This is a genomic window from Arthrobacter sp. AK01 (assembly GCF_021109375.1).
Lineage (GTDB): Bacteria > Actinomycetota > Actinomycetes > Actinomycetales > Micrococcaceae > Arthrobacter.
Map to the genome: position 1 here is coordinate 22706 of NZ_JAJOHP010000044.1, position 18180 is coordinate 40885.

The 18180-nt window shown below is 65.8% G+C and carries 9 protein-coding genes; 2 read left to right on the forward strand and 7 right to left on the reverse strand.

Features of this window, described 5'->3' with window-relative positions; translation table 11 throughout:
* Positions 1-82: 82 nt before the first annotated feature.
* From LN996_RS15585 to LN996_RS15615, 7 genes are all read right to left on the reverse strand, one after another.
* Positions 83-823 (reverse strand): YcnI family protein, encoded by a 741-nt coding sequence (locus LN996_RS15585; protein ID WP_231341271.1) that lies wholly within the window; start codon positions 821-823, stop codon positions 83-85.
* A gap of 119 nt (positions 824-942) precedes the next feature.
* Positions 943-1563 carry a hypothetical protein gene (locus LN996_RS15590; protein WP_231341272.1) on the reverse strand — a complete coding sequence of 207 codons (621 nt, stop codon included), beginning with the start codon at positions 1561-1563 and terminating at the stop codon, positions 943-945.
* A 152-nt stretch (positions 1564-1715) separates the two neighbouring features.
* Positions 1716-2270, reverse strand: a complete 555-nt coding sequence (locus tag LN996_RS15595; protein ID WP_231341273.1) for an SRPBCC family protein — start codon at positions 2268-2270, stop codon at positions 1716-1718.
* Positions 2271-2366: 96 nt separating this feature from the next.
* Positions 2367-4349: a serine/threonine-protein kinase gene (locus tag LN996_RS15600; protein ID WP_231341274.1), complete on the reverse strand. Its 1983-nt coding sequence runs from the start codon at positions 4347-4349 to the stop codon at positions 2367-2369.
* Between the two features lie 77 nt (positions 4350-4426).
* Entirely contained in the window at positions 4427-8716 is a 4290-nt protein-coding gene (locus LN996_RS15605) for an FtsK/SpoIIIE domain-containing protein (protein WP_231341275.1), read from the reverse strand.
* 57 nt (positions 8717-8773) lie between these two features.
* Positions 8774-10117, reverse strand: a complete 1344-nt coding sequence (locus LN996_RS15610; protein ID WP_231341276.1) for a hypothetical protein — start codon at positions 10115-10117, stop codon at positions 8774-8776.
* On the reverse strand, positions 10114-12975 hold the full coding sequence (locus LN996_RS15615; RefSeq protein WP_231341277.1) for a hypothetical protein: 2862 nt from the start codon (positions 12973-12975) through the stop codon (positions 10114-10116). The genes LN996_RS15610 and LN996_RS15615 overlap by 4 nt, the downstream gene beginning before the upstream one ends.
* 232 nt (positions 12976-13207) lie before the next feature.
* On the opposite strand from LN996_RS15615, the gene LN996_RS15620 reads away from it, so the two are divergent.
* Both LN996_RS15620 and LN996_RS15625 read left to right on the forward strand, forming a co-directional pair.
* Positions 13208-13489 (forward strand): pyrophosphorylase, encoded by a 282-nt coding sequence (locus LN996_RS15620; RefSeq protein ID WP_144653423.1) that lies wholly within the window; start codon positions 13208-13210, stop codon positions 13487-13489.
* Between the two features lie 189 nt (positions 13490-13678).
* Positions 13679-18180: DUF6531 domain-containing protein (locus tag LN996_RS15625; RefSeq protein WP_231341278.1), on the forward strand; the 4502-nt coding region annotated here is incomplete at its 3' end.

The following is an 18180-nucleotide window of genomic DNA, read 5'->3' on the forward strand; positions in this document are numbered from 1 at the left end:
GTGACACGAGTCAATTGAGCCACGGCCAAGTGCATGGATTGGCGCCCGGATCGTGATCTTCCGGACGCCAATCCAGCGTCAATTACTTCGAGGAATCAGCCTTGGCCACTGCGGGCTTGGCCGCGCGGCTGCGGAAGAAGGCCGCACCGCCCAGACCCAGGCCAGCGATGCCGGCGATCAGGCCGGCCCAGCTGCGTGCCTGCGAGCCGTCGTCGGTGACCGCGGAGGCCTGCTCGGTGGAGACTGCTGTGGCAGCGTGGTGGTCGCCTTCCGCGGCAGCGGCGGTGATGGTGACCGACGGTGCCGGGGCCTTGAGCTCGTGCTCATCCTGCCCCTCCTTGGCGATCTCGGACCAGTCAGTCTGCCCCTGCTCGCAGGTCTGCAAAGTGGGGAAGTAAATGGTCTTGCCCGCTGCATCCGGCAGCTTGACTGACAGGACCAGTGCATCGCGCAGGTGCGGATCCAGCGGTGCCTTGGCCGTGTACACGATCTGGCTGGTCCTCTTGGTGATGGTGGTGCCGTCATCCAGCTTCTTGGGTTCGGCGAGGGTCTCTGTCACCTTCTCAACGGTCCAGTTCGGGTTGACAGTCGGCTGGGCGTCGTTCAATTCCTCGGGCAGTGAGATGGCGACTTTGGTGGTGCCGAAGGTGTCGCAACCGTGGGGTATGCCGAAGGTGACCAGCGCGTAGGAGTTTGCAGCAGTCTTGTTGGGATCTGCCCCAACATGCGCTGAGGCTCCGGCCAGGCCGGCCATCATCAGGGCGGCAGTTCCACCGGCGACAGCGGTGGCGGAAAGGGTGCGACGGAGGGCGGACTTGTTCATGGGATTGCCTTTCGGGGGCGCCGGCGGAAGCGGCGCGGGGGTACGGGTTTGGGGCCTGTCACCATGCAAAGGCTTTGCGTTTGCGGCGCGCTGTTGCGACGCCGTGGTGCCGGGCGGAACTAAGGAAGTACGACGACGGCGGGCGGGCCGCGTCGGCTGTCTTGCCTGAGGTTCCGCCAAGGGCGGGGGATGAAGACATCGGGCGTGCCCGGTGCGACAGGCGAGGCGCCGGCGTCGGGCCTGAACACCAAGGTGGGCAGCGCCAGCAAGGGCCGGAGCCAGGCTGCGAGCTGCCAGAGGGCGTCCTCGCCCTTGGTCAGAATGACGGCAGAAGCAAAGGTAGCCAGGACATGGCCCACCAGCATTATGGCGCCAAAAGCTGTCCCGAGCTCATGGGTGTGCGTCGCTGCGATGTCCACCCCGGGGCTCAAGGCTTCGCCGCCGAGGTGGTGGTTTGCCCCCGGACCGATGGCCGTGATGGGGCTCAACGCGGTGAAGGCCTCGTGAAGTGCCAATTGTCCCGCGCCCAGGAGGCCTGCCATGGTAACGAGGTTCAACTTGAAACGGGTAGCCAGCGTGGCAACCAGGGCTGTCAGCGCTACGAGCGCCAGCAGGACCGGAGCTGTGGGCAGCGTTCCGCCGCCCGCAACGTGCGCCCCTGCAGCGAGAAGAACCACCACAAGCGAGATGACGCCCGACCGCAACGCATGGAAGGGAGCCCTGGTCCGCGATGAGCGCACGTGGTCCTCCCTGATCTCTTTGGCTGCTTGATTGTCGGCGTCTTGATTCTATCGGGAGTTCGGCGCCGAACAGGCCTCGGATGGGTGGCTATGTGGATACCTGCGCCGAGGGGCGGGATCTCGGGGCTTTGGAAGAGCCAAAGGGGCGGGAGCTAACCCCTCGCGCGCCGGACGAACGTGGGTTTCGGCGGTTCAGGCACCCTGGCTCCTGGCATGGAACGTCGACGGCGGAGCTCCAGTTTGAGGCTTTCCTCGCCGCGCGCCATGGCCCAGTGGTGATTGGCAGAGAAGGCGGGTTTGAGAAGCCAGCTCAGCCGACGGAGCAGTGGTTTGGCTGCGCTGACCCGCCAATCGTAGGTGATGACGACTTCAGGTCCATCCGTCTCGAACCGCCAGCGGCCCGTTCCGTTAAGGTCCCCTGTTGCCGTGAGGGCAAAGCCGTCGAGGGTCACAGGTTCGGTAACGGTGAGCCGCCAGCGCAGGGTGTATGGGAGCCAGCCCTTGGTGTGGAGGTCGAAGCTGGCGCCAACGCCGTCAGGTCCGCCGTCGGCGACATTAGTGACCGTGAGATAAACGGAGGGCCACCATTGCTTGAGCGTCGCTGCGTTGCCAAGGACGCTCACCACTTCCTCGCGTGCGCCGGCCACGCGCCACACGGTGACGAACGCGTAGTCGGTGCTTTTGCTTGTGTTAGTGGTCCCGGCCATGATTGCCTCCGCGATTAATCTACTCTTGGCTGCGCCGAAGGGTTAGATCCCATGCCTTGGGAAGTGCTGAGATCTAACTCCTCGGCGGTGGGAGGGCTACTCGCCCGAGTTCTCCCGGGACGTGATGCCGAAGGGAACGGACTGGAGTTCGGTGAAGTTTCCCACGCTGGCCCGGACCGTGCACTGCGGCGTGATCTGCAGAGCGGTGACGGTGAGTCCTGAGCTGTCCACTGCCAAAGCACCGCCACAACCGTCGGCGAACCGCACTCCCTTTTCACCACCGGTCACCGCCGCGAGCATTTGCGATGGCTTACCTGAAGCCGGGCTCACGTAGAGCGGATTGAGTTCATCGGCACCGCCCGCCCACACCGGAACCAGCGTTATTTTCAGGGGGCTGGGCGTGACAACGCGGGCAGGCGTGCGGACCTCCACACCCTTGAGCCGTTGTACCGGGTAGGCCGTGCCTTTGACGGCGGGGTTCTGCGTGGCGGCCGTGGTCGCGGCCGACCCCCTGCGGAGCCAGGCATCCATTGCCTCCTGGTCCGCGGGCGCCACCGGCACCTTGGCGGTCAGCTGCACGGATCCTCCGGCGGGGATCTCCACACCGGACATCTTCCAGCCGCAGGCAACGTCCAAACCGGTGATGGAAGCCTGGTTACGGCTCACTGTGCCACCATCCCACGTCACAGCCGGGCAGGCATCGCCATCGGCAAGTCCGGGGATGACCTCAAGGAATTCACCGGACAACGGCGCTTTCTGCGCCGAGTAGGACACCGTTAAACGGACCCGACCGGAGGAAGGTTCATACGTGGCGCTTCGTGAAATGGTGAGCCCGGTCGGCAGGGCAGGGTCCTGCAACTGCGCCGACAACTGTTGTCCAGGCGGAGTGGGAGCTGCCTGCGGGCCGGCGGGGGACAGGAGAACGAAGCCCACCACCATGGCCACGATCAGTAAGACCGCGCCACCGGCAAGGAGAAGCGCTTTGCGGGTCCGCCAGAACGGGGGCGCGTCTTTTTCCTTTGCCCGTTCCTCCGCCTGTGGGCGGACTTCACGGCGCGGCATGGGGCGGGCAATCGTAGCGCTGCCGGCCTGCCCCAGGTCCGGAGCCACAGCATCGACGCCGGCAGGTGGGGCCGCTGCGAAGGCTGCAAGTTCGTCATCGGTAAAGGCGCCGCGGACGACGGTAGCGGGACGTTCGACGTCGTCGAACTCTTCAGGCGCTGTCCCCCGGAGAAGAGCGGCCTTGCCCGCAAACCCGGGCGCCAGGCGTCGGAGCGTCGACGCAGCCTCACCGGCCGTGGGTCGCTGGTCGGGGTCTTTGGACAACAGCCGATCCAGGACGCCCCACAAGGCATCGTCCACCGGAATACGGGGCGGGCGCGAAGAGACATGGCGGTAAGCCACGCTGAAGTCCGTGCCCGGACCGGCGAAGGGAGTGCGCCCGGCAAGGAGTTCGTACAGCAGGACGCCTGTGGAATAGACATCTCCGGCGGGGCCTGACCGCCCCTGGCTGATGAGTTCGGGTGGCATGTACTGAGGAGTGCCGATCAGGCCTGTCGTCTGGCGGATTTTCTCGCCCACGACGTCGGAAATGCCGAAGTCGGACACGCGTACGTCGCCGCTTTCACACTCGGACCAGGGGCGGGCGAGGAGCACATTGTCCGGCTTGATGTCGCGGTGCGTCACGCCCCGTGAGTGGGCAAACGCGAGGGCATCGAAGATTTCGGCGGCAACTTTCACGGCGTCTTCGGACGGCAACGGGCCTTCAACCTTGACGACGTCGCGCAGCGAGCCGCCCGCGATGTAGTCCATGACGATGGCCAGCCGTGCACCCTCCACCACCATGTCGCGCACCGTGACGATGTGGGAATCCTGCAGACCCAGCAGCACGGACCGCTCGCGGACGAACCGCTCTACCAAGGAGGGATCATCGGCATGCTCCGGGCGCAGCACTTTGGCCGCCAGGGTGCGGCCATCGGTGGACGTGACGGTCCAGACTTCGCCAACAGCGCCAGAGCCCACCCGTTCACCGAAGCGGTAAGACGCTCCGAGCGCCTGCCCCGTCTGTGCCAATTGCATGTCCGTACTCTCCAAAGCTATCGATCTGTTTTCCCCCAAGGCCCCCAGCGGACCACTGCGATGCGCCTGCCTTCGGTTCAGCTCCCGGGGCTCAGGGACTGGATCAGTGACATCTGTCCGCCCACACCGAGGTATCCGCGTCCGGCGGTCAGCGCCACGGGCGCTTTCCGCGGAAGCGTGGCACCCAGCAGTTCGCCGTCGTAATTGACGTCGGGCTGGAGCACCACGCCCAGACGGGACTTTCGGATGGACTTGGTCCAGTGACTGTACAGTCCACGGAGGTCAGCGGCCCGGCCGGAGGCAATAATGCAGAGTCCCGGCGGCCCGGAGGCCACGATCCCCGCAATGGACTGATCGGTATCCTCGAAGCGTTCGGCGTCATCGATCAAGAGAAACACCGGGCCGCGCTCGATCCGCAGCGAGGCCAACAATGCAGGCACCTCGTCCGTCCCTACCGCTATCCGGTCCAGATCAGCGGTGGCCAACGGTGAGCGGCGGTCGCAGATGCCCCAGACCTGGGCCGGACCGCGGGAAGTGGCTACGCCCCGGACAGCCTCGGCCAGGGCCAACAGCACGGTGGACTTACCGGAACGGGCCGGCCCGGCAATCAGGGCGTGCTCGCCCTCATAGATTTCCAGGAAGGCCGGTGAGAGGTCTGTTTCGCGGATTCCCACGGGGATATGCCATGGCTCGGTCTCCAGTTGTGGCTTCACGCCCAGATCCGCCATGGTGACGTTGGTGGGCAGGCTCCGGATCGCCGTAGTCTTCGCCGGTGCATCTGCCCAGCTCTGCCGGACGCGATCCACAGCGGCCTCCAACCCGATTCCGGGTGTGGCAACGTGCATTTGCAGGGAGGTCCGAGGGTCCACGCAGCGCCCGGGGAGGGCCGCGGGGACATTCTTGGCCCGCACGCCCAGCGAGGAGTAGTCGTAGTTATCGGCGAGCCGGAAAAGCCACTTCTGGAGCGTTACTTCATTCATCACAGACGGAACCGCTTTGGCGCGGGTGGTGGTCACGGCGAAGGACAGGCCAAGCGCCGGGCCGTCGGCGTATGCGCGGTACAGCAGTCCCAGGAGTTGCTGCCCTTCGAAGTCCTGGAATTCATCGCGCAGTGATGCCAGGCCGTCAATCAGGACCACAGTGCGCCGATGCGTGCCCGGTGCTGCCCTGCGACTTTCCAGTTCGGTATTCAGGTGCCGCAGGAAACGTGCTTGTTGCTCCTTGGCACCGGCCCCGGTTCCTACATATGCCACAGTGTGTGGCAGGCGTTTGAGCATCTCAAGGTCACCGGAACCCATATCCAGAATCATCAGATCCAGGTCGGCCGGATCTGAATTCTTCGCAAGCGTCAGCGCGATGGATGCCAGGGTTGTGCTCGTACCTGAGCCCGCCACGCCCATCAGCATCAAGTTGCCCACGGTCATGTCCCATCCGGCGGCAGACTGACGCTGCAAGTCAGGCTCGTCCAGCAGGGTCACCAGGACGGTGGACCCATGGACGCGGCCCACTGTCGGTAGCCCTGGGGTGGACGCACCCATCGGAGATCCCTCTGCCAAGAAACCGTCCAGCTCCACCCGCTCGCCCAACGCCTCCGGCCAGACCTGCCGCGGAGGGGCGTAGCCGGCCTCAGCATTGGCATCGACGACGGCGTCAATCAGGAGATCCAGATCGTTCTCGTCCACTGCCGCGGACCGTGGAAGTACAGGCGCGGGGACGGGGACACCGAACTGCCGGATGTCGCGAACATCGACGGCGGGACCGCCGTCGAGCTGTGCCTGTCCGGTGACCAGCGCGGTCTGGACGGGCGTGATGTCGTCCTGGCCGAGCTTCACAAAGGCGCGGCCCATCTGGGCCCTGCCGATGGCCGAGGCAGCTGGGACGCCAATAACGTTGTTGGAGTCGTCGCGGCTCTGGACGCGCAGCGCCACGCGCAGGTTGGTGTTGGCGAGAATGTCGTCGCTCACCACACCTGCCGGGCGCTGCGTCGCCAGGATCATGTGCACTCCCAAGGTGCGGCCCACGGCGCCAATGCTGACGAGGGCTGTGAGCACGTCCGGGAAATCCTTGGCCAGCATGGCGAACTCATCCACCACCAGGAGCAAGCGTGGCATCGGCTCGGCCGGGTTCGTTGCCAAATAGGCGTTGAGGTTGTCGATGCCCTCGCCTGCCTCGGCGAAAATCCGCTGGCGTCGCTCCATCTCTGCTTCCAAAGCGATCAGGGCGCGGTCTGCCAACTGTTCGTCCAGGTTGGAGATGGTTCCGATGGTGTGCGGCAGGCGTTCACAGGCCTTGAAGGCAGCACCCCCCTTGAAGTCCACCAGAATGAAGTTCAAACGGGTCGGATCGTTGCGGGCAGCGAGGCCGGCTACGAGGGAGCGCAGGAATTCAGACTTTCCGGAGCCGGTGGTGCCGCCCACCAGCCCGTGCGGACCGTCCTTGACCAAGTCCAGGGTGAGTGGCCCGTTTTCGCCGGTACCTATAGGTGTGGAAACGCCGGTGGGGGCCTGCCACATCCGGCGGATCGTGGCCGCGTCGGGGCGCTCGTAGCCAAGCAGGCCGGGCATCCGCACCAAAGCGGGCAAGGAGGCCCCGGGAACGCTGAGCTCAGGATCGTCGAAGTGTGCCAACCGTGTGGCGCAGCGCAGGGCCTCTTCCTGGTCGAGGCCTGCCAGGATGACGTCCTCCACACGGGTCAGGTCCTCAGGCTGGTCAACGGTGGCTGCAGCATCCGTCCCAACCCTGATGATGGTGGTGCAGGACGCAGGCAGTTGTTCCTCTGACGTCGCTATGACGATGCCCGCCACGCGTGGTGGGCGCTGCTGCGGGTTGACGTGGCCACCGGGAACGGAACGCCCCATACCCAGCAAGGCGCGTGCAGGGGCGTCCCTGCCCTCTGTCAGTACGTCGGAATCGAGGACCACCATGAGCGCTGGGGTGGGCAATTCCTCCACGGAGTCCTTCAGCATGCGCAGCATGGCCAGGCTGGTCTCACGATGCGCGGACATCCAGCGGTCGCCCGTGCTGCTGCCGGTTTGGCGTGTGTGGGGGAGCCAGGAGGCCCATTCCCATTCATCGGCCCGGCCGGCGTCGCAGAAAACGCCGATCGTCAGATCTGCTGGACCAACATGCACCGCAGCCTGGGCTACCAAGGACCGGGCCAGCGCCAAGGCCCCCTCCCGTGAGCCCACAATGCCTACCACCCCGGCGTCGGTCAGGTCCACCAGTACGGGAGCTGCCAGGAGACGGGCTGCCGTGAGGGTTTCCTTGACTTTCTCGTCCGGGCGCGAGCCCGCAGCACGGTCAACTTCAGGTTTCCAGGGCACGTCACCCGTGCCCGCGTGCAGGGCCAGGAAGTCATCAGAGTCCGCACGGCGCTGCCACAGTGATGTCGCCGGAAGCGCCGGACGGCGGACAACCGTAGCGGGATCCGGGACCATCTTGTGTCGGCGGGCGGTCTCCACCTCGGCCGCCGTGCGGATCTGTTGCTCAAACTCCTTGAGCGCTCCATCGAAGCGCTCTGCCTCTTCCTTAAGGCCGCGGGCATGACGGCGCTTTTGCTCGAACCACATGCCCACCGCCATCACCGGACTGAGCATGGCGAACATCGCGAAGCGCATGTCCCTCAGGATCATCACCATCGCAACGGCCATGACCAGCGGCGCCAGCACTGTGATGTAACTGAACTTGTTGGCCGGCGGGACGTCCTTGCGGCTCGGCGGGACCAGCGGATCTCCGGCCGGTGCACGGCCGGGACGCGGCGGCCTGTTAAAGGGAGCAGTGGCTGCCGGGGTCAGGTTGTGCAGGCTGCCTGGCGCGGGAGCGGGGGTCTCGTCCAAGGCAGGGCGGAGGAGAAGGACCGTGCCACCCGCCGTGATGGTGGCCGTTTGAGTGACCAAAACCCCGTCCTCGCCCACAGGTTCCCCGTTGACCAAGGTGCCGTTGGTGGAACCGCCATCCACCACGCGGAGACCCTCCTCTTCGCGGCGAAGGCGGAAGTGATCCCAAGACGCGCTTTCAGTCGGGAGGCTTAGATCGGCGTGGGGGGACCTGCCGATGAGCATGTCGCGGCCTTGCGGAACGTCCACCACACCACCCGTTCGCTGACCGCCGGCCAGTGTGAGGCTCCAACCACGGACGCGGTGCGGGGCGGGCCACGGCGCGCGTGAAATGCGGCTGCCTTCCAGCAAGATCAACTCAGACAATGGCGTGGCGCCACGAACCTCTGTTTCGTTGACGAACACAGGTTCTTCAGGGGCAACACGGGGTCCACCGGCGGCCTCCACTAAGTCGGACAACGTGGTGGCGGGCGCAGCATGGGCAACCTCGCATTCGAAACGACGATCGTCCAGGTCGATCAGCACACGCACCGGGCGCTCCTCCTGTAGTGGAACTGTTCCCCTCAGGCGTGGGGACAGAAAGATTGATTAGGGGCTGGCTGGCGCCGGTACCCAGACAAGCCGTGGCGCGTTCTCGTCTGCCGGACGAAGACCGAGGTCCTGAGGTGACGCGAAGACGGGGATCGCATCAGCGGTCAGTGCCTGGGATTGCGAGAAGTCCAGCGATGGTCCCGCGAGGCCCTCCCCGGGTCCGAAGGACATGGTGCGAAGCGATGCTCCGACCTTCGCTGGATCGTTGCTCCCGGCGAGGGCAGCTGCCCGGACCAAGGCCACCACGGCGTCATGGCTGCGTGCGTCCGCGGCCCAGGCGTCCGCCGAGAACGGGATATCGTCGGTCAGGTTCTTGATCTCCGGGTTTCCGCCGGCCAACCTAATGCCGGCGAGGAATGCGGACATTCCCCGACCTTGGGCGTCCTGCTGGAGCGCGACAGCGTCGCCGCTTGCCGGCGCAATGCTGACCAGCTGTCCTGAAGCAGTGCCGTCCAACTCCGAAAGCGAGGACGCGAACGCGGGCGTGGTGGCGCCGTCGGGAAGTACCAGCGGAACGGACACGTCGCGTGACTGGAGGGCTTGGACCAGCCGCGCCAGGCGCTGCGGGGTTGCCGCCGACACCACAACAGCGTCTGCGGGGTTGGCAATCCGGGTGCCTTCAGCGTCAGCCGGCGCATCCTTGGACGGCGGACGAAGCTGGTCGCCAGTACGGATGGCGGCTTCCTGGGCCAATCCGGACACGTCGGAGAAGCCATCCAGCGTCAGTGTGTCAGCGGGGGTGACGGATGCCGGGACCTGGCCGCCGTCGTTGACCAGCAGCACGCGGCTCTTGCCGGCAAGAGCGGTGCCCAGGGCGGCCTGGACAGAGGCTGCCGTATGCCCCGTGGACCATGTGGTTTGAGCTGGTTCCGAAGCTTCCACGTAGGGCAGGATGACGGGGAGACCCCGCTCCTCAGCGGCCTTCGCAGCCGCCAGGGCCTGAGGTCCGGTGCTTGCCACGACGATGCCGGACACACCTTGCTCGGAAAGAGCACCGACGGCAGAACGGGCCCCGTCTTCGGTGCCTTGGTCATTCTGGGTTGGGAGGGCGACTGACGCCCCGCCTTGGGCGAAACGCTGTGCCGCCACTACAGCACCCTGTGCTGCACGGTTGTATTCGGTACCGGGCTCCCCGGACTGGCCGAACGTCATGACGACGCCGATCGAAAAGTCCGCCGGGAGGCCGTCAGCCTTCAGGGCGACAGGAACTGTTGCGGCCACAGGATCGGGCCGGGGAGCTCCCGTGGGGCGGTTCAGGGTCATGGTCAGGACCACAGCAGCAGCAATCACTACGGCGGCTCCCGCAGCGATCAGGACGAAGAGACGGTTGCGGGGGTTCACGCGGTGCCGCCGATCTTCAGTGTGTAGAGCGTCTGTGACGTCGCACCTGCAGGTACCTCGAGTTTGAACGGCGGCAATTCATCCACCGCGGTGAGCGAGGCCTTGAACTGGGCCTGGCGCAGGAGAAGTCCTGCAACATCGCGGGATCGGATGTTGGCGTAGCCTTCAGCGTTCTGCGTGGCCAACGCCAGTTGGAAGTCCGCTGTGTCCGCTTTAGCCGCGCTGGTGGCCATGGAGCCAAGCAAGCCCGAGCCGTTGACCGCGCGGTCACCAAGGTCCAGCATCACTTTGTTAAGGCTGGAGGCGAGAAGGGCGCTGGCGCCTTCGACGTCGCGGGTGGAGCCGGACGTGCTGGACGCAATGTTCTCCAGCGAGGACTGTGTGCTCTTGGACAGGGCGGCTGTGAGGTCACCGCTCTGACCCAGGAGTTCGTCGCGCTGTTTGTTGACCGTACCCTCGGCGTCCTTCACAACGTCGTCCGAGGTGGACTTCAGGCCGGAAATGGACCGGTTGAAGGCTGTTGTCACGGCTTCAGAGCTGGCATCGCCGATGTCGGCAACCTGACGCACTTGTTCGCCTACGGTTTTGTAGACCTCGGCAGCGGTTTCGGCGGAAACGTCGCGGAGGGATTCCTTGATCTTTTCGCCAAGTCCGTCCTGCTGCTCCTTCAACTTCGCGAGTGCGGTCGTCACGGTGCCGGATGAGTCAATCGCGCCAGCGAGTGCAGCATCCAGCGCCTCAAGTCCCCGTTTGGTGCCATTGACGTTTCCTGTTGCGGCGCCGTCGAGCGTCTTGGCGGCCGCCTTGATGGCTTCCAGTTTGGTATCGGCGTCGTCGAAGGTGGTCTCCAGTGCCGAGAACGCCTGGCCGATTGCCTGGTCGGCAGCGGTGGTGTCGGTGGCTGCAAGGACCTCGTCCCAGGCAGTTGACTGGCCTTCAAGCCGTACGTCCAAAGGCTCCTTGAAGCCAGGCGGCGGATTCAGCGCAGGTGAGGGGTTGCCGTCCTCATCAGTCGGTTCGCACGGCACTGACGTCAAATAGGAACGCAGCCGCTCAACGTCCTTCGCGGACAGCTTGCCCTTGCCGGGGATGAGGCTGTCATCGGAGAGCTTGCACAGCTCGTCCGCCACCTTCTGGTTCTGCTGCAGCATGGAGCCGTTCAGCCAGGTTCCCTGACCGAGTTCGCCCTTGGCTGCCTTGGCATTGGTGGCGATTGCGAGCAGTTTCTGCCGGAGGGCGTCAACGCTGGTCTGAGCTGCAGTGGCTGCTTTCCGCGTCGCGGCTGCAGAGTCGGCGGCGGACTTGATGGCCGTGTCCAGTGCAGCCAGTGCCTTGCTGTAATCCTCGGACGTTCCAGAGCCGTCAAGCATCGCACCGAGGTCGGTGCGCACTTTTTCAAGTGCGACGGCGGAAGTCGACTGGTCTTTGATCGCGCCTTCGACGACCTGCGGCTGGAGACCGGAGACGAGTTCGTCGCCCTTTTGCACCAGACCCAGAAGCGCTCCGGTAACCGTTACGGCCGAACCATAAAGAGAGCAGGTCATGGAACCCTGCTCAGCGCATTCGGCAGCGGACGGGTTTTCGGGTCCCATTGTGGCTTCGAGGGCGCCGGCAACGGTGTCCCGGCAGCTTGCGCTGACTTTCGCGTAGGCATCCAGCTGTGAGGACATCGTGAGGACGCTGGAGTACACGGTGGCCGCCGGCGCCGCTTTGGCAACCTCCGCGGTGCAACCGTCACCAGTGATGGGAGCGACCGGGGGTGTGGCGGAAGTGTCGCCCAGCATCGAGTCCACGGCGGAGACCGTCAGCTTCAACTGGGACATGGTGGTGGATTGGGTGGCGGTGGTTGAAGACTCCAGATCAGTGCCCAGAACCTTCAGTTGCTGCTTCAGGTCCGACATGGTCGCAGCCAGTGCCTGGGAGTTATCGCGCAGTTCACCGGCTGTCTTGGCGCCGAGGGTCTGTGACGTTGCCTGCAGGTTCCGGCGAACCTCGGTGATGGTGGACCCGGCCTTGGCCAGGACCGTGTTGACGTCCGATACCAGCGAGATTGTGCGGCGCTGCAGCTCCATTTCCGAACCTGTCCCGGACGAGAAGGCGCTGGAGAGCACTCCGTTGGCACTGAGGTCCGTATTGAGGCCAGGCTGAACAGCGACGTCGAATTCGGGAACCTGGAAGTCCTTCACGTCTGCGGCGAGACGCAGCGTCGTGCTCGCTCCGGAACGTGGGGGAGCCAGGACCGTGGCCCATTGGACAACTGTGGCGCCGTCTTCGGTACTGCTCAGGACTCCGTTGGTACCTGTGACGCCGTCGGCTGAGCCAGGTGTTACGTCGTCCGCCCGGATGCCGGGTAGTTTGGTCGACGCGGCGATTGTCAGCGGGGCGCCTACCAAAGCGGTGTCGGAGCGGGCCTGGCCGGCGGCGTCGTACTGGATGTTCTGGGGTTTGACCGTGAGGTTCTCGAGAGTCAGGTTGATCTCCACCGGCCCGGTGTGGCCCTTAAGGTCAGCGAGGTCGGAGCCCGACTTTTCCCCGGCGCGGTACTGCAGGCTCACGCGCACCGGGAGTTCGCCCACTACCTTGGCGGTGTCGTACGTGGTGTTTTCCGCGGACGAGTCACCCGCAGCGGATACGGAAATGGTGGTGCCTTCGATCGTCTGGACTCCGGCGGCAGGGGACAAGCCCACGCGCACGCTCTGAAGGAGCTTGACGGGGTTGGTTACTGGCTCCGGCTCGGGAGTCTGGGTGCAGGACGTCGTCGCGATCAATCCCAGGGCGACCAAGGCGATGCCGAGAGCGCGGCCCGGGGGGATGCGACGCCCCGGGTGGTGCTGGTTAAAACTAGCCTGCCTGGGCATGGATCGTCCCCTCATTCGTTCACGGTGCCTTGAGTATCATACGGGGTTGCGCTCACGAATGGACTAATCCTGCCTCGCAAGGATCCCGCAGGTCACAGCCGGAAATACGAAGCAATAGTTATTTCTCTGTTTGTTGGATTTATTGGGTGGTGTTGGTAGTTTAGGGGGCGTCTGGTCGCCTGGGTTTGTTTGGCTTGGGTGTTGCGATTGTTCTTATTGGGAGGAAAGTTCTATGTCGCGTGTGTTGTCTACTGAGCAAGCCAAGGCTGCAATTGGTCAGGTGCAGTCGATTATTACTGGTGGGTTTACGGATCAGATTTCGGCGTTGGATGCGCAGGGTCGTGTGTTGTCGGATCCGAATGTGTGGGATGGTCCGTTGGCTGCTGAGTTCCGTGGTTCGACGTGGCCGGAGACAAAGGCTGCGTTGGATAAGGCGCGGGAGGAGTTGGAGCAGTTGCGGGGTCAGTTGCAGAAGATTTCGCAGGATATTTTCTCTGCTGGTGGCGGGGCCTGATTCTTTTTTTGGTGTGAGTGTGGGGGCCGGGTGATCGTGCCGCGCTGATGCGTGGTGTGGTTGCCCGGCCGTTGCGCTGTGTTGTTGTTGCACCGGCTCTTGTGGTTGTGGTGCTGGTGGTCTTGTGGTGCCGGGTTTGTGTGGGTTGTTGGTTTTGTTCGCGTTCTTGTGCTGTGGGGGGCTGTGGTTGTGACCGAGTTCGTTGAGATGCCGTTGTTGCCGGATTCCGATGATGGCCGGTTTGTGTATGGGGTTGCCGAGTCGGTGAAGGGTGCTTTTGAGTCCGCAGCGTCGCGGGTCCAGGAGCATTCGGGGTCGCGGACGCCGTTGGTGACCGGGGCGGGGGAGGATTTCCGGGGGCATTTCTCGGAGGTGTTCGCGGCGAACGCGGCTACGGCGTCCCGGGATGCGGAGTCCCTGGCCGCGGCGTTACGGACGGTGGCCGGGTATGTGGGGACCATGATTTCCGAGGCGCGGGAAGAGGATGACCGGCGCCGGGAGAACAACGAGTGGGTGCGGCGGCATAACAACCGCAACTGGCTCGAGCAGTTTGGTGACAACCTTTGGGGTGAGGAGGCCCGTCCGAATATGGAGCCCGGCAGTGCGCCGTCGTTCCCTTCGGAGTCTCCGGTGTCGGGGTCGCGGGAGACCCCTGGCCCGGGTGGCGGGTTTGGGGGCGGGGTCTCCTCGGCCCGTCCGGAGTCGTTGCGGACTTTCGCGGCTGGTTCGCGTGGCCTGGATGAGGGTGTTGCGTCGGTGCCGGGGTCTTTGGAGTCGGAGTTGTCTTCGTTCGCGGACCGGTGCGGGTGGGGCCGGATCGACGCCGCGGGTGTGGTGACCGCGTTCCGGCAGTATCTGGCGGCTAACGAGGCGGACGCGGCGTGGGCTGTGGTGGTCGCGGACGCGTTCGCTGCCGCCGGCAGCGAGGGCGCGGTTTCGACCCTCTCGGACGCGGCGGTGAACGAGGCACTGGCCGCGGCCGGGGTTTCGGGGACCCGGACCGGGTTGGTCATTGACCCGCCCACCGCGGCCGGGGCGATGCCCTCGTCCGGGTACGCGAACGATCCGGTGAACACGGCCACGGGGAACTTCATTGAACCCGAAACCGATCTCGGGTTCGCCGGGGCGGCCGCGGACCTGGCGGTCACAAGGATGTATAACTCCCTCGGCTCGGGCCTGGACACTGTTGGGGTGTTTGGTCCGGGCTGGGCCTCGGTCCTGGACCAGCACCTGGTTATGTCCGATGAGGGCTGCCGTTGGGTGATGGCCGACGGCCGGGCGGTGGACTTCCCCCGCGAAGGGGCCGGCTGGGCCCGCGCCGTCGGGGAGAACTACTGGCTCACCCGCGAAGATGCCGGCACACCGTTCCTGGCGGAGCTGACCTCGGTCCCTACAGGTGTTACTGAGGTGTTGGTCGTGACCGATAACCAGGGCGGTTGGTGGGCTTACACCACTGCCGGGGTGTGGCTCGGGACCGGGGCAGGGCCCGGCCGGACCATCTCCGCCCACCGCGAAGCAGCGGCTTCGCCGGATGCGGAGGCAGCGGTCGACGGCGGTGGGCCGGGTGTGGTTGACCGGTTGGTGCATGTGCGGGGCCGGTTCGTGGAGATCGATTACGTTGACGGTGTTGTCGGGGTGGTCCGTTCATCGGATGGGCGCCGGGTTGAGTACGGTTACGACGCCGAGGGCCGGCTGACCAGTGTGGGCACGGAGACCGGTACGAGGGTGTATCGGTGGAACGAGCAGGGCCTGATCGGTTCGGTGGTCTCGGCCGCGGGTGTGGTGGAAGCCGAAAACACGTATGACGAGGCCGGCCGTGTCATCATGCAGGTCACGCAGCATGGGCGGCGGACGAGGTTCGCGTACTTACCGGGCCGGGTCACTGTGGTCTCCGATGAGGACGGGTCCCGGTCCAACTCCTGGGTCGCCGATGGCAAGGGCCGCCTGGTGGGGGTGTTGGATGCGGAGGACCGGCGCCAGTCCATGTCTTATGACGGGCATTCGAATCTGGTGTCTTTGACCGAGCGTGACGGTGCTGTCACGGTCCACGGTTACGACGCCCGCGGCCGGAAGATCCGGACCGTGACCCCGGAAGGCGCAGACCTGACGTATGGGTGGGACGAGCAGGACCGCATCACCACCCTGGTCACCGCGTCCGGTGCGACCGTGACGTATGAGTACGCCGATGAGGTCTCCCGGGACCCGTCCGTGGTGGTGGACCCGTTGGGTGGCCGGACCGAGCTGGTATGGCGGGACGGGCTCCTGACCCAGGTCACGGACCCGGTCGGGGTCACTATCGGTTTTGAGTACGACGAGTTCGGGGACCTGACCGGAACGTCCAACGCCGCAGGTGACACCGCGAGGATTGTGCGGGACCGGGCGGGCCGTCCGGTCACGGCGTTGAGCCCGTCGGGGGCTGAGACCCGGTTCAGTTACGACGCTGCCGGGGTGCTGACACGTCGGGTGGACCCGGATGGGGCGGTGTGGGCTTTTGAGCACGACACCGCGGGCCGGACCACCGCAATGGTTGCCCCTGACGGGGGAAGGACGGTGTTCGAGTACGCCCCCAACGGGGAACTGTTCCGCACCACCGACCCGCTCGGGCGCAGTATCGAGCGGGTGGTTGATGAGCTCGGGAACCTCACCGCGGCGGTGTTGCCGGACGGGGCGTCGTGGGGGTTCACCCACGACAACCTCTCCCGGCTCGTGGGGATCACGGACCCGGGCGGGCATGACTGGGTGCGGGAGTACGACACAGTCGGCGCCCTCACCGCCGTCGTGGATCCGACCGGTGTCCGCACCGGAGCCGTCACCGACCGGACCAGCGGCACCGCGTCCCTGACCGACGCGTTCGCCACGAATACCTACAGTTTTGATGAGTACGGCCGCCCCACCAAGACGGAAGCCGCGGACGGGTCCGCGGAGCTGGTCTCTTATGACGCGGCGGGGAACCCGGTCGAGTTGGTCGATGGTGAGGGCGGGTTGACGGTCCTGGGCCGCGACGCTGCGGGGAAGATCACCTCGATCACCTCCCCGACGGGGGCGGTGACCCGGTTCGAATACGACCACTGCGGCCGCCCGTTCCGCAGTTTTGACCCGGTCGGGGCGGTCACGGAACTGTCCTACGACCCGGACCAGCGCCTCACCGCGAGGAGACTGCCCACCGGGGAGATCGAAACCTTCGCCTACGACGCGTGTGGCCGGTTGACCGCGAGGCATACCCCGGGGGAGGGGACGGCCCGGTACGGGTACGACAAGGTCGGGCGGCTGAGCTTCGCCCAGGATTCCTGGTACGGGACCCGCCGCTTCGAATACAACACCGCCGGGGAACTGACCGGGACCATCAACGGGGTAGGGGGCAGGACCCGGTTCGAGTACGACACCCGCGGCCGCCTCACCCGCATCACCGACCCCACCGGTGGGGTCACGACCCGCACCTACACGGCCACGGACCAAGTCGCTAGTGTCACGGACCCGCTCGGCCGTGTCACCACCGCCACGTATGACCCGGCCGGCCGGCAACTCTCGCAGACGGACCCGGACGGGCACACCACCACCTGGAGCTACGACGCCGCGGGCCGGGAAGCGTCCACGTCGGTGGACGGTGCCCTGATCGCCGCCATCGAACGTGACCTTCCCGGCCGCAGGGTGGTCATCACGGACCACACCGGTGGGGCGGGGTACGCGGTGGAGCACGAACTGTGCTTTGACCGCCGCGGCCTCCTCACCCGAAAGTCCAACGGGACCGGGAACGGGACGCTGTCATGGGAGTACGACGCCGACGGGAGCCGGACCGGCTTCACCGACCCCACCGGCACCACCACCCGCTATACCCGCGACGCCGCGGGCCGGGTCGTGAAGGTCTCCAACCCGTTGCTCGGGGACGCGGCCTTCACCCACGACCCCTCCGGGCGGATCACCTCCGCGACGGCCGGGAACTACGCCCAGGAGTGGGTGTATCGGGACGGGAACCTTGCAGAGCACACCCGCACCACCGCCGACAACGGCACCAACCCTGCGGGTGCTGCTGATGTGACCCTGATCGGCCGTGAGGACGGCGGCCGGATTACCGGTCTGGCCCGGAACGGGGCCGTGACCCGGTACGGGTACGACACCGCCGGGCAAATGATCTCCGCCGCCACCACCACCGTGACTGACTCGGAGGCGTCCGGTTCGGTGGTGGGGTGGGAGTACGACGCCGGTGGGCGGCTGCTCCGCGAAACCACCCCCACCGGGGCCCGCACCTTTGAGTACGACGCCGCAGGGCAGCTCCTAACTGTCACGGAACCTGACACTGTCACGGAACCTGACGGGGCCCGGACTGAGTACGTGTATGACGGGTTGGGTCGGCGGGTGCGGGTGATCAACCCGGGCGGGTCCTGGACCGAATACGCCTGGGGCCCCACCGGCTACCTCACCGGCGTCATCGGGCGGGACCGGGACGGGGGAGAGGTGTCCAGGCATCGGCTCCACGTCGACGCGCTCGGTGAACTCGCCACCGTGGACGGCGCACAGTTGTGGTGGGACACCGCAGCGCCCGTGCCGACCCTCGCCGGTGCCAACACCACCCAGGTGTTGTCCCTGCCCGGCGGGGTCACCGGCATCGGCGACGCCTTCACCGCGCCCGGGTGGCGTGCCGCCCGCCCCACCGACCAGCACGATCCCTGGGCCGTCCTCGGCACCCCCACCAC